Consider the following 12,292-nt stretch of genomic DNA (forward strand, 5'->3'; position numbering starts at 1 on the left):
GACATGACCACGCTGCGCCGCGCCTTCCACACGCTCAAGGGCAGCTCGCGGATGGTCGGCCTCAACGAGTTCGGCGAAGCCGGCTGGTCGATGGAGCAGGTGCTCAACACCTGGCTGGCCGACCAGAAGCCTTCGACCGAAGACCTCCGCACGCTGTGCACGCGCGCGCTGCAAGGCTTTGGCCGCTGGATCGAGGACATCGCCGGCAACACCGACGGATCCTGGAAGGCGGCTGCCTTCCGCACCGCGGCCGACGCGATGCGCACCGAGTCCCGGTTGGTGCAGATCGTGCTGCCGGCAGCGGCTGCCGCGCCCGAAGTCACCGCACCGCAAGCCGTCGAAGCGGTTGCACCTGAATTGCCGGCCGCACCGGCGCAGGACGCGGCGCTCCTGTCCACGCTGATCTCGCTGGACCCCGAGCCCGAGGCCACGCCGCCGGTCGCTGCGGCCGCCCAGGCGCCGGCCCTGCCGGACCTGGCGGACCTCGGCTTCACGCTCGACCTGGGCAACGACCTGCCGTCGGCACAGCCCTTGGGTGCCGACGTCGTCGACGATCCCACGCTGGCGCTGCGTTTCGACGCCGCCGCCACCCCGTTGCCGGAAGTCTCGCCGCTGCTGCCCGCACCGACCGAAGTGTCGGAACTGCGTGCGGACGAACTGCCGCCGGAGTTCGCCGACTTCGGCGCCGCGCCGGTCCAGTCCCAGGCCGAATCGGCAGCGGTACCCGAGGCCGACAGCGAACCGGAAGAACTGGCGGAGCTCGCCTCCACGGCGATCCTGCCGAAGGCGGAATTTCCGCTGGTGCCGCCGGCGCCGCTGGATGAGGCGCCGCTGGAAATATCCGGCATCGACTTCTCCAGCCTGTCCGCCGTGTCGGGCCCGGCACCCGCGCCGCAGCCGGTCGACAGCGCCGATGATTTCGTGTTCGACCTGTCGGCTGCGACTGCCGCCCCGGTGGAAAACGCGCCGGCCGCGCTCGAACCCGTGGCCGAACCAGCGGCGCCGCAGTCCGTCGACCAAACCCTGGGTGCCGACGCGGACGCTGGTTCGCCCGCGCGCGACGAGCAGGTCAAGGTGATCGGCAGCCTGCGCATCGGCATCCCGCTCTACAACGTCTACCTGAACGAGGCCGACGAGTGGTCGCGCCGGCTGGCCACCGAGATCAGCGAGTGGACGCTGGAGATGAACCAGCAGGTGCCTGACTCCACCGTCGGCTGGGCCCACGCCCTGGCCGGCAGCTCCGCCACCGTGGGCTTCCACGCGCTGTCGGACATCGCGCGCGCGCTCGAAGGCGCGCTGCAGCACACCCAGGGCATCGCCTGCGGCACGCCCGCGCATGCCCAGACCTTCACCGAGGCGGCCGAGGAAGTGCGCCGCCTGCTGCACCAGTTCGCCGCCGGATTCCTGAAGGAGCCCGATGCCCGCCTGCTGCGCGAGCTGCAGGCGCTCAAGGACGCCGAAGGCGAACTGCGCGCCGAGCCGACGCGCGATGAAGCGCCGCTGACCGGCTTCGCCGACATCGAGTTCCAGCAGTTCGGCGCCCAGCCGCAGGCCGAGCTGCCGGCCCCGCTCACCCCGCCGGCAGCCTACGTGCCCCCGGTGCAGGTCGGGCCGATGCTGCGGCCGGTTCAGAACGTTCCGATCGCGCCGCAGCGCGCCATGGTCTCGGTCAGCGACGAAGACGACCTCGACGTCACCGATGCCATTGACCCCGACCTGTTCCCGATCTTCGAGGAAGAGGCCGCCGACCTGATGCCGGCGCTGGGCGGCTCGCTGCGCCTGTGGGCCGCCCACCCTGGCCAGCGCGAGCCGCGCGACCAGGTGCTGCGCGCGCTGCACACGCTCAAGGGCAGCGCCCGGCTGGCCGGGGCGCTGCGCCTGGGCGAGCTGGCGCACCGGCTGGAGTCGGAGGTGGAACACCTGGGCAGCGACAACATCGTTGCCGCCGATATCGAGCAGCTGCTGCAGCGCTTTGACACCATGCAGGCCCACTTCGATACGCTGCGGGCCACCGGCGGATTCGCCCCGGCCGAAGCCCAAGCGCAGGCCGTTGCTGCGACGCCGGTCGCCGTTCAGCCGCCGGCGCCCGATGCGCCGCGGCCGACCGCGCCGGCTGCTCCCGTCCTGCCGGTCCAGCCGGTCGTGGCGGCGCCGCAGCGCATGGCGCTCGCGATGCCGGTGACCTCGGCGCTGGGCGCCACCCGCCAGGCTTCCAACCAGGCGGTGCGGGTGCGCTCGCAACTGCTGGACCGGCTGGTCAACCAGGCCGGCGAGGTGATGATCACCCGCTCGCGCCTGGAGGCGGAGCTCAAGCAGCTGCGCGGCTCGCTGGGCGACCTGACGGGCAACCTCGACCGGCTGCGCTCGCAGCTGCGTGACATCGAGCTGCAGGCCGAGTCGCAGATGCAGTCGCGCATGGCGCAGGCCAAGGACACTGCATCGGGCTTCGATCCGCTGGAGTTCGATCGCTTCACGCGGGTGCAGGAACTCACGCGCATGATGGCCGAGTAGGTCAACGACGTCGCCACCGTGCAGCGCAACATCCACCGGGTGGTGGAAGCCACCGAAGACGACCTGATCGCCCAGGCGCGCCAGACCCGCGAGCTGCAGCGCGACCTGCTGCGCACCCGCATGGTGGAATTCGAAGGCATCTCGGACCGCCTGTACCGCGTGGTGCGGCTGGCCGCCAAGGAAAGCGGCAAGCAGGTCAAGCTCGACATCGTCGGCGGCTCGATCGAAATGGACCGCGGCGTGCTGGACCGCATGACGCCCGCCTTCGAGCACCTGCTGCGCAACTGCGTGGCGCACGGCATCGAAGTGCCGGGCGTGCGGGGCGCGGCCGGCAAGGAAGCCACCGGCGCCATCGCCATCCACCTGCGCCACGAAGGCAACGACATCTCGGTGGAATTCCAGGATGACGGCGCCGGCCTGGACGTGCAGCGCATCCGCGAGAAGGCGGTGCAGCAGGGCATGATCACGCCCGACCAGCCGCTCAGCGAGACAGAAGCGGCCAACCTGATCTTCCTGCCGGGCTTTTCGACGGCCACGCAGGTGACCGAACTGGCCGGCCGTGGCATCGGCATGGACGTGGTCCGCTCCGAGGTGAACGCCCTGGGCGGCCGCATCGAGACGAGCACGCAGCAGGGGCGCGGCACCAGCTTCAAGCTGGTGCTGCCGCTGACCACGGCGGTGACGCAGGTGGTGATGATCCGCAGCGGCAAACTGGCCGTGGGCGTGCCCGCCAACCTGGTGGAACTGGTGCGGCGCGGCACCCTCAAGGAAGTGCAGCAGGCCTACAACAGCGGCAGCTTCGAGTTCGCCGGCGAGCAACTGCCCTTCTTCTGGTCGGGCGCGCTGCTGCAGTCGTCCGTGCGCAGCAACGAGCCGCAAGGCAAGACCTTGCCGATCGTGATTTTCCGCTCGGCGGCGCAGCGCATCGCGGTGCACGTCGACGAAGTGCTGGGCAACCAGGAAGTGGTGGTCAAGAACCTCGGGCCGCAGCTGTCCCGGCTGCCGGGTCTCGCCGGCATGACGGTGCTGGCATCTGGCGCGGTGGTGCTGATCTACAACCCCGTGGCGCTGACGCAGGTGTATGGCGAGCAGGCCCGGCAGATGAGCGCGGACAGCGCCCAGCCGGACGTGCTGGGCCAGCCGGCCCAGCCGGCCGCCCCGCTGCTGCCGGCCGCGCCCACGGTGCCGCTGGTGCTGGTGGTGGACGATTCGATCACCGTGCGGCGCGTCACGCAACGCCTGCTGCAGCGCGAAGGCTACCGGGTGGCGCTGGCGGCCGACGGCCTGCAGGCGCTGGAGCGGCTGGCCGAGGAACTGCCGGCGGTGGTGCTGTCGGACATCGAGATGCCGCGCATGGACGGCTTCGACCTGGCCCGCAACATCCGCGGCGACGCCCGCCTGTCGCACCTGCCGATCGTGATGATCACCTCGCGCATCGCCGAAAAGCACCGCGAGCATGCGCGCGAGCTGGGCGTGAACCACTACCTGGGCAAGCCGTACTCGGAAGAAGAGTTGATGAGCCTGGTCAAGCACTACTGCCGGCAGGCGGTGGAAGCCTGAGCCTGCGTCGTCCCCGCGCGGGCGGGGCCCAGGCGATTGGAGACAGCGACCTGCGGGTCGCTTTTCTTTTTGCGGGCGCACTGGATTCGCGCCTGCGCGGGAATGCCGAAGGCGCCTCAGCCCCTGACCACCGCATACCGGCGCAACGTCTCCTGGCGCGCCTGCGCGTGGTCGGCGATGGGCAGCGGATAGTCCACCCCCAGCCGCACGCCCGCCGCTTGCAGGTCGATTGGCCGGGCCAGCCAAGGCGCGTGCAGGGCCGCCAAAGGCAGCTTCGCCAGTTGCGGCAGGTAGCGCAGGATGAAGCTGCCTTGCGGGTCGAAGCGCTGGCTTTGCGTGACCGGATTGAAGATGCGAAACCACGGCTGGGCGTCGCAGCCGCAGGAGGCGGCCCACTGCCAGCCGCCGTTGTTGGACGCCAGCTCGTAGTCGTTCAGGTGCGCGGCGAAGTAGCGCTCGCCCCAGCGCCAGTCGATCCCGAGGTCTTTGCACAGGAAGCTGGCCACGATCATGCGCAGCCGGTTGTGCATGTAGCCGGTGGTGTTGATCTGCGCCATGGCCGCGTCCACCAGCGGGTAGCCGGTACGGCCTTCGCACCAGGCGGCGAAGCGCTCGTCGGCCACCGGCCCTTGCGCCCAGGCGATGCGCTCGTATTCGGGGCGAAAGCTGGCGCCTTGCCCCACGTGCGGGAAGTTCGCCAGCACCTGGAAGTAGAAGTCGCGCCAGGCCAGTTCCTTGAGCCAGGTGGCGGCGCCGGTGCTGTCGCGTTCCTTTGCCAGCCGGGCCAGCTGGCGGATCGACACGGTGCCAAAGCGCAGGTGCACGCCCAGGTAGCTGGGCCCCTTGACCGCCGGCAGGTCGCGCTGGATGTCGTAGCGGTCCAGCCGCGGCAGGAAGTCGGCCAGCAAGGCCGCGGCGCCGCTTTCGCCGGTGCCCAGCGGCAGCTGGCCCAGGTTGGTCGGCTCGAACCCGAGTGCGGCCAGCGTCGGTGCCGCCCGCTGCAGCGCGGCCGGCCGGGGCGCCAGCCGGGCCGCGTAGCGCTCGACCGGGTAAGCCCGCAGGAAGAACGCGTCCAGCTTCGCATGCCAGGCCCGGCTGTACGGGGTGAACACGGAGTAGGGCTTGCCGGCCTGCGTCAGCACTTCGTCACGCTCGAACAGCACCTGGTCCTTGCCGCTGTGCAGGGCGACCCCGGCAGCGGCCAGTGCCGTGCGCACCGCCTGGTCGCGCTCCAGCGCCGCCGGCTCGTCGTCGTGGCTGGCGAACACCGCCTGCACGCCCAGCGTGGCCGCCAGCTGCGGGATCTCCCGCGCGGCCGCGCCTTGCAGGGTGATCAGGCCGGCGCCTGGCCCGGCCAGCGCCCGCAGTCCGGCGTCGAGCTCGGCCAGGGTTGCCCGGATGAATTCCACCCGCCGGTCCTGGCGCGGCAACTTCGCCAGGATCGCCGAATCGAACAGGAAGGCGCAGTGCACCGCGCGGCAGGCTTTCAGCGCGTGATGGAGCGCCGCGTTGTCGCCCAGCCGCAGGTCGCGGCGCAGCCAGACCAGGCCGGCCGCATAGGTCGTGTCCATGGAACTAAAATCAGCGCATCATGCCGTCCGAGGCCGACCAGATCAACCTCACGCACCACTTCCTCATCGCCATGCCGCAGCTGGAGGACGTTTCGTTCGCCCGCTCCGTGGTGTACCTCTGCGAGCACAGCCCGCGGGGCGCGCTCGGGCTCGTCATCAACAAGCCGACCGACATCAACCTGCAGCACCTGTTCGACAAGGTCGACCTGCCGCTGGGCCGCGCCGACCTGGCGGACACACCCGTGCTGCAGGGCGGGCCGGTGCAGACCGAGCGCGGCTTCGTGCTGCACGAGGCGGTGCATGCCCAGGGCGGCGACGCCGGCGAGTCGGTCTATGCCTCCACCATGACCATCCCGGGCGGCCTGGAGATGACCACTTCCAAGGACGTGCTGGAAGCCATCGCCACCGGGGCCGGCCCGCGCCGGATGCTGGTGACGCTGGGCTACTCGGCCTGGGGCGAAGGCCAGCTCGAGTCGGAACTGGCCGAAAACAGCTGGCTGACGGTGGATGCCGATCCGGCGGTGATCTTCGACACGCCGGTCGAGGAACGCTACGCCAAGGCCTTGCTGCTGCTGGGCCTGCAGGCGTGGATGCTGTCGCCGGGCGCAGGGCATGCCTGAGCCGGCCGCGACCGACGTTCCCGCGCATTTCCAGACCTTCATCGCTTTCGACTTCGGCCTGAAGCGCACAGGCGTGGCGGTGGGCAACCGGATGCTGCGCACGGCGACCCCGCAGGCCACCATCCGCGCCGAGGGTGCGGCGCGGCTGGACGCCGCCCAGGCGCGGGTCAAGGAGTGGCAGCCGGACGCCTTGGTGGTCGGCGTGCCCTTCCACCCGGACGGTGCCAGCCACGACAATACGGCGCGCGCGCGCAAGTTCGCTCGCCAGCTGCGCGCGCGGATCGCCAAGCCCGTGTACGAGGTGGACGAGCGCTACAGCACCACCGAGGCTTTGTCGAGCGGCGCGCGCGATGCCGATGCCGGCGCCGCCTGCATCATCCTGGAACAATTCCTGAGGAGCCTGCCTTGAATCCTGCCACCGGCCCCGGCGTCGCCAGCGGCGCGCCGACCCTGGACGCCGAAGCCCTGTATCGCGAGCTGGTGCGCGGGGTGACGGGGCTGCGCCAGCCGCACACGCGGCTGGTCGGCATCACCTCCGGCGGCGCCTGGCTGGCCGAGCGCCTGCACAAGGATTTGCAGCTGGAGGGCGAGCCCGGCGTGATTTCGTCGGCCATGCACCGCGACGACTTCGCCCGCCGCGGTCTGGCCGCCAGCGCCCAGACCCGCCTGGACTTCGACGTCAACGACGCCCACATCCTGCTGCTGGACGATGTGCTCTACACCGGCCGCACCATCCGCGCCGTGCTCAACGAACTGTTCGACTACGGCCGCCCCGGCGCCGTGCAGCTGGCGGTGCTGGTCGACCGGGGCGGGCGCGAGCTGCCGGTGCAGGCCGACTTCGCAGCCGCGCGCGTGGCGCTGCCGCCCAGCCGGTCGCTGGCGCTGGCGCGCGATGCCGGTGGCCGCTTCAGCTTCGATGTCGAGAGCGCCGCCTGACCATGCTGTATCAACGCAATCCACAGCTGAACAAGCACGGCGAGCTGATCCACCTGCTGTCGGTGGAAGGGCTGCCCAAGTCCATCCTCACCCACATCCTGGACACGGCTTCCAGCTTCGTCAGCGTCAATGACCGCGAAGTCAAGAAGGTGCCGCTGCTGCGCGGCAAGAGCGTGTTCAACCTGTTCTTCGAGAACAGCACGCGCACCCGCACCACCTTCGAGATCGCCGCCAAGCGGCTGTCGGCCGACGTGATCAACCTGGACATCGCGCGCTCCTCGGCCAGCAAGGGCGAGTCGCTGCTGGACACCATCGCCAACCTGTCGGCGATGGCGGCCGACCTGTTCGTGGTGCGGCACGGCGAGTCCGGCGCGCCCTACCTGATCGCCCAGCACGTGGCGCCGCACGTGCACGTGATCAACGCCGGCGATGGCCGCCATGCGCACCCCACGCAAGGGCTGCTGGACATGTACACCATCCGCCACTACAAGAAGGACTTCAGCAACCTCACGGTGGCGATCGTCGGCGACGTGCTGCACTCGCGCGTGGCGCGCTCGGACATCCATGCATTGACGACGCTGGGCTGCGCCGAAGTGCGCGTGGTCGGCCCCAAGACGCTGGTGCCAGGCGACATCGCGCCGATGGGCGTGCGGGTCTTCCACTCGCTGGAAGATGGCCTCAAGGGCTGCGACGTGGTGATCATGCTGCGGCTTCAGAACGAGCGCATGAGCGGGGCGCTGCTGCCCTCGGCGCAGGAGTTCTTCAAGCGCTACGGCCTCACGGCCGAGCGGCTGGCGCTGGCCAAGCCGGATGCGATCGTGATGCACCCGGGGCCGATCAACCGCGGTGTCGAGATCGACTCGGCGGTGGTGGACGGCAAGCAAAGCGTGATCCTGCCGCAGGTGACCTTCGGCATCGCCGTGCGGATGGCGGTCATGAGCATCGTGGCCGGCACCACGCGGGAGGCTGCATGAAGATCCTGATTCGCGCCGGGCGGGTGATCGATCCGGCCCGCAACTTCGACGAGATCGCCGACGTGGCGATTGCCGCCGGCCGCATCATCAGCGTCGGCACGGCGCCGGAAGGCTTCTCACCCGTCCGCATCATCGAGGCGGGCGGCTGCATCGTGGCACCCGGTTTGGTCGACCTGGCGGTGCGGCTGCGCGAGCCTGGCCACGAGCATGAAGGCATGCTGGAGTCGGAGATGGCGGCGGCGGTCGCCGGCGGCGTCACCAGCCTGGTCTGCCCGCCCGACACCGACCCGGTGCTGGACGAGCCGGGTCTGGTCGACATGCTCAAGTTCCGCGCCGAAAAGCTGCACCAGGCCCGGGTGTTCCCGCTCGGCGCGCTCACGCGCGGGCTGCAGGGCGAGGTGCTGACCGAGATGGCGGAGCTGACCGAATCCGGCTGCGTCGGCTTCAGCCAGGCCGAGGTGCCGTTGCAGAACACCCAGGTGCTGCAACGCGCGCTGCAGTACGCGGCAACCTACGGCTACTCGGTGTGGCTGCGGCCCCAGGAGTACCACCTGGGGCAGGGCGTGGCCGCCAGCGGCCCGCTGGCCACCCGCCTGGGCTTGTCGGGGGTGCCGGTGGCGGCCGAGACCATCGCGCTGCACACCATCCTGGAGCTGGTGCGCGTAACCGGCGCCCGGGTGCACCTGTGCCGCATCAGCAGCGCCGCCGGCGTGGCGCTGGTGCGCGCGGCCAAGCAGCAGGAGCTGCCGGTCACCTGCGACGTCAGCATCAACTCGCTGCACCTGACCGACGTCGACATCGGTTACTTCGACAGCCGCATGCGGCTGACGCCGCCGCTGCGCCAGCAGCGCGACCGCGATGCGCTGCGCCAAGGCCTGGCCGACGGCACCATCGACGCGCTGGTGTCGGACCACACGCCGGTGGACGAGGATGCCAAGCAGATCCCGTTCGCCGAGGCCGAGCCCGGTGCCACCGGCCTGGAACTGTTGCTCGGGCTGGGGCTCAAGTGGGGCCAGCAGGACGGCGTCGGGCTGGTGCGGGCGCTGGCGGTGCTGACCTGCGAGCCGGCCCGCGTGCTGGGCTCCGCGCTTGGCACCTTGCAGGCCAGCGCCGGCCACCTGGTGGACGGCGGCGTCGCCGACGTCTGCATCTTCGATCCGCAGGCGACCTGGACGGTGGAGCCGGCGCGGCTGCGCAGCCAGGGCCGGCACACGCCGTTCGGCGGCCACCAGCTGCAGGGGCAGGTGCGCTGCACCATCGTCGGCGGCCAGGTCGCCTACGAAGCAATGTGATGGCCCCCACGCTTGTCACCGCGTGTAGTGCGTCGCCCCCCGGGCGGGCTCCAGCCGCCTTGGGGCGGCCCGGCGGCGGCCGGACGTGACATCGTTACGGGCACTGTGGCGGTTGGGTCGCGCGCTGCTGCTGGCGCTGCGCGGCTGGTTCGACATCGTGGTGCTGTTCCCGCGCTGGCCGCGCCAGCGGCGCGAAGCCCATGTGCAGGCCTGGGCGCGGTCCATGCTGGGCGTGCTCGGCATCCCGCTGCAGGTCGAGGGCAGCCCGCCACTGCAGGGCCCGGTGCTGCTGGTGGTCAACCACATTTCCTGGCTCGACATCCTGGTGGTGCACGCGGCGCGGCATTGCCGCTTCGTGTCCAAGGCTGACGTGAAGCACTGGCCCTTGATCGGCACCCTGGCCACCGGCGGGGGCACGCTCTACATCGAGCGGGAAAAGCGGCGCGACGCGATGCGGGTGGTGCACCACATGGCGCAAAGCCTGCAAGACGGCGACATCGTGGCGGTGTTTCCGGAAGGCACCACCGGCGACGGCCGCGTGCTGCTGCCGTTCCACGGCAACCTGGTGCAGGCCGCCATCAGCGCGCATGCGCCGGTGCAGCCGGTCGGCCTGCGTTTCGTCGACCAGGCCAGCGGCGCCGACAGCCAGAGCCCGCTGTACCTGGACGACGACACGCTGCTGGGATCGCTGTGGCGCACGCTGGTCGGCCCGCCGTTCGTGGCGCGGGTGCGATTCGGCCAGCCGCAGCTGGCGGATGGGCGCAATCGGCGCGAGTGGGCGGGTGACTTGCGGGCGGCGGTGGATGCGCTGCGGTAAACCGAAAATTCAGGCCAGGAACGGCACCATCGGCGGCGCCGCCAGCCCGCCTTCGCGCAGGAAGGTGACCACGTGGTCGACCTCAGCCCGAATGCCGATCCACTCGCCCACCTTGTGGTCGTGGTGGCTGGGCACGTGGGCCAGCACCGTCTCGCCAGTGGCCAGCCGCAGCGTGTAGAGGAACTCCGAGCCGCGGAACGACTTGCGCAGGATCTCGGCCTTCACCGGCGCATCGTCGTCGTGGATGATGTCGTCGGCCCGCAGCAGCACCTCGCACTGGCCCAGCCCGAAGGCCGAGGGCAGCGGGCACTCGGCGCCGTCAGTCAGCGCGCCCAGCGCGGTGTGCACCACCACCTGGCTGCCCACCTGGGTGAGCGTGGCCGGCGTGAACACGCCGTGGCCGATGAAGTCGGCCACGAAGCGGGTGGCCGGCCGGTGGTACAGCGTATAGGCGTCGTCCCACTGGTGCAGCTTGCCCTCGTGCATCACGCCGATCACGTCGCCGATGGCGAACGCCTCCAGCTGGTCGTGGGTGACGAACAGCGCCGTGGCTTGTGCCGCCTTCAGGATGCCGCGCACCTCGTGCGCCAGCCGCTCGCGCAGATCGACGTCGAGGTTGGAGAACGGCTCGTCCAGCAGCAGCAGCTGCGGCCGTGGCGCCAGCGCCCGGGCCAGCGCCACCCGCTGCTGCTGGCCGCCCGAGAGTTCGTGCGGCATGCGGCGCTCGGAGCCTTCCAGCCCCACCAGCGCCAGCACCTCGGCGACGCGAGCCTGGCGCTCGGCGCCGCGCAGCTTGCGCTCCAGCCCGAAGGCAATGTTCTTGCCCACGTCCAGGTGCGGGAACAAGGCGTAATCCTGGAACACCATGCCGATCTGGCGGCGCTCGGGCGGCACGTTGCTGCCGGCGCCGGCGACCCGCTGGCCGGAGAGCAGGATCTCGCCGCCGCTGGCCGGCTCCAGCCCCGCCACCGCCCGCAGCAGCGTGGTCTTGCCGCAGCCGGAGGGGCCGATCAGCACCCCGATGTCGCCGGCGCGCAGGCCCAGGGACACGTCGTCGACGGCGGCTCGAGGCCGGCCGGGATAGTGGACGCTGAGCTGGCGCAGCTCGATATGCATGGGCGCAATTCTAGATGCTTACAATTCTCATTTGCATCCAACCGGCGAGAAGCCCTTTTTCATGACCTTGCGCCGGCTCCAAGACCTGCCCTTGCTGCTGCTGGCAGGCGTGCTGTTGCTGCCGGTGCTGGCAGTGCTGGCTTCGTGGTTTTCCTGGGACGCCGCCAGCGCCCAGATCCTGCGCGAAATGGGCAGCACGGTACTGCCGGAGTACGCCTTGACCAGCGTGCTGCTGTGCGTCGCGGTCGGCATCGGCGTGGCCGTGGTGGGTACCGCCACGGCCGCCGCGGTGACGCTGTTCGAGTTTCCAGGCCGCCGCGCCTTCGAGTGGGCCTTGCTGCTGCCGCTGGCCATGCCGGCCTATGTCGTGGCCTATGCCTACACCGACTTCCTGCAGTTCGGCGGCCCGCTGCAAGCCTGGCTGCGCGGGCAGTTCGGCCTGCAGGGCAGGCTGTTCCCCGAGGTGCGCAGCCTGCCTGGCGCAGTCTGGGTGTTCGTGTTCTCGCTCTACCCATACGTCTACCTGCTGGTGCGCACCGCGCTGGCGGAGCGGGCGGCGCAGCTGATGGAGGCGGCGCGGGTGCTCGGCGCGCCGCTGGCGCGCCGCATCGGCCGGGTGGCGCTGCCGCTGGCGCGTCCCGCGATTGCCGCCGGCGTCGCGCTGGCGTTGATGGAGACGCTGGCCGACTTCGGCGTGGCCAGCTACTTCGGCATCCAGACCTTCAGCACTGGCATCTACAAAGCCTGGCTGTCGATGGACAACCGGATCGCCGCGGCCCAACTGGCCACCGTGCTGCTGGTGGTGGTGGCGCTGCTGCTCGGGCTGGAGCGGCGGGCCCAGACGCGCCTGCGCTTCGCCCCGGGGCGCAGCCGCGGCGGCAGCGAGGCGCAGCCC

Annotated in this window: 9 protein-coding genes and 1 pseudogene; 8 read left to right on the forward strand and 2 right to left on the reverse strand. The window is 70.7% G+C overall.

What is annotated here, in order from left to right:
* Positions 1-4,071 (forward strand): annotated as a pseudogene (locus JWP65_RS19345) (Hpt domain-containing protein); the annotation flags it as partial.
* A 116-nt stretch (positions 4,072-4,187) separates the two neighbouring features.
* Here the strand turns inward: JWP65_RS19345 and JWP65_RS19350 are convergent.
* Positions 4,188-5,642 carry a deoxyribodipyrimidine photo-lyase gene (locus JWP65_RS19350; protein WP_299766713.1) on the reverse strand — a complete coding sequence of 485 codons (1,455 nt, stop codon included), beginning with the start codon at positions 5,640-5,642 and terminating at the stop codon, positions 4,188-4,190.
* Between the two features lie 20 nt (positions 5,643-5,662).
* On the opposite strand from JWP65_RS19350, the gene JWP65_RS19355 reads away from it, so the two are divergent.
* The 6 genes from JWP65_RS19355 (at position 5,663) to JWP65_RS19380 (ending at position 10,281) form a co-directional block, all read left to right on the forward strand.
* Positions 5,663-6,262, forward strand: a complete 600-nt coding sequence (locus tag JWP65_RS19355; protein ID WP_299766715.1) for a YqgE/AlgH family protein — start codon at positions 5,663-5,665, stop codon at positions 6,260-6,262.
* Complete coding sequence (gene ruvX, locus JWP65_RS19360; RefSeq protein WP_299766717.1) at positions 6,255-6,671, forward strand: Holliday junction resolvase RuvX; 417 nt, start codon at positions 6,255-6,257, stop codon at positions 6,669-6,671. The genes JWP65_RS19355 and ruvX overlap by 8 nt, the downstream gene beginning before the upstream one ends.
* Positions 6,668-7,198, forward strand: a complete 531-nt coding sequence (gene pyrR, locus JWP65_RS19365; protein ID WP_299766719.1) for a bifunctional pyr operon transcriptional regulator/uracil phosphoribosyltransferase PyrR — start codon at positions 6,668-6,670, stop codon at positions 7,196-7,198. The genes ruvX and pyrR overlap by 4 nt, the downstream gene beginning before the upstream one ends.
* Positions 7,199-7,200: 2 nt before the next feature.
* The gene (locus JWP65_RS19370; protein ID WP_299766721.1) at positions 7,201-8,172 is read left to right on the forward strand and encodes an aspartate carbamoyltransferase catalytic subunit; all 972 of its coding nucleotides are present in this window, start codon (positions 7,201-7,203) and stop codon (positions 8,170-8,172) included.
* A complete protein-coding gene (locus JWP65_RS19375; RefSeq protein ID WP_299766723.1) occupies positions 8,169-9,464 on the forward strand; it encodes a dihydroorotase in 1,296 nt (431 codons plus the stop codon). The genes JWP65_RS19370 and JWP65_RS19375 overlap by 4 nt, the downstream gene beginning before the upstream one ends.
* Before the next feature lie 112 nt (positions 9,465-9,576).
* Positions 9,577-10,281: a 1-acyl-sn-glycerol-3-phosphate acyltransferase gene (locus JWP65_RS19380; protein WP_299766725.1), complete on the forward strand. Its 705-nt coding sequence runs from the start codon at positions 9,577-9,579 to the stop codon at positions 10,279-10,281.
* 9 nt (positions 10,282-10,290) lie between these two features.
* On the opposite strand, the gene JWP65_RS19385 is transcribed toward JWP65_RS19380, so the two are convergent.
* The gene (locus JWP65_RS19385; RefSeq protein ID WP_299766727.1) at positions 10,291-11,397 is read right to left on the reverse strand and encodes an ABC transporter ATP-binding protein; all 1,107 of its coding nucleotides are present in this window, start codon (positions 11,395-11,397) and stop codon (positions 10,291-10,293) included.
* Between the two features lie 61 nt (positions 11,398-11,458).
* Here JWP65_RS19385 and JWP65_RS19390 point away from each other — a divergent pair.
* The coding region (locus JWP65_RS19390) for an iron ABC transporter permease (protein WP_299766729.1) at positions 11,459-12,292 on the forward strand (834 nt) is incomplete at its 3' end.

The sequence above is a fragment of the Ramlibacter sp. genome, from assembly GCF_028292805.1.
GTDB lineage: Bacteria > Pseudomonadota > Gammaproteobacteria > Burkholderiales > Burkholderiaceae_C > Ramlibacter.

Bases quoted from the DNA above. Each gene is read 5' to 3' on its own strand.
- JWP65_RS19350 (WP_299766713.1), bottom strand. From the start codon at position 5,642: ATGGACACGACCTATGCGGCCGGCCTGGTCTGGCTGCGCCGCGACCTG.
- JWP65_RS19355 (WP_299766715.1), top strand. From the start codon at position 5,663: ATGCCGTCCGAGGCCGACCAGATCAACCTCACGCACCACTTCCTCATC.
- ruvX (WP_299766717.1), top strand. From the start codon at position 6,255: ATGCCTGAGCCGGCCGCGACCGACGTTCCCGCGCATTTCCAGACCTTC.
- JWP65_RS19370 (WP_299766721.1), top strand. From the start codon at position 7,201: ATGCTGTATCAACGCAATCCACAGCTGAACAAGCACGGCGAGCTGATC.
- JWP65_RS19375 (WP_299766723.1), top strand. From the start codon at position 8,169: ATGAAGATCCTGATTCGCGCCGGGCGGGTGATCGATCCGGCCCGCAAC.
- JWP65_RS19385 (WP_299766727.1), bottom strand. From the start codon at position 11,397: ATGCATATCGAGCTGCGCCAGCTCAGCGTCCACTATCCCGGCCGGCCT.